We start from the raw sequence: 273 nt of genomic DNA on the forward strand, positions 1-273 counted from the left end.
CCACTGGGCAGGTCGTCGACGATGTTCACGTCGAGGCTGCCGGTGGCGGTGGTGCCGTTGTCGTCGACCACGGTCACGGCGAACTGTTCCGGCAGGGTGTTGGCGCCGTTGCCGGTTGGATGCGCTTCGTTGTCGTTCAGGGTGTAGCTGTAGCTGACCACGCCCGTGGCCGGGTTGTAACCGGTGACGGTCAGCGTGCTGCCCAGCGGCGTGCTGATCGATTGCGGGAAGCCGGCGGCCACGCCGCCGCTGACCACGGTGATGCCGCCGACG

Annotated in this window: 1 protein-coding gene; it reads right to left on the bottom strand. The window is 68.1% G+C overall.

Annotated elements, in window-relative coordinates; translation table 11 throughout:
• Positions 1-273 (bottom strand): hypothetical protein (locus ACM6IK_RS25730; RefSeq protein ID WP_414876544.1); only part of this gene is annotated, 273 nt, incomplete at both ends.

The sequence above is a fragment of the Pseudomonas sp. IT-196MI5 genome (genome assembly GCF_949767415.1).
Classification (GTDB): Bacteria; Pseudomonadota; Gammaproteobacteria; order Pseudomonadales; family Pseudomonadaceae; genus Aquipseudomonas.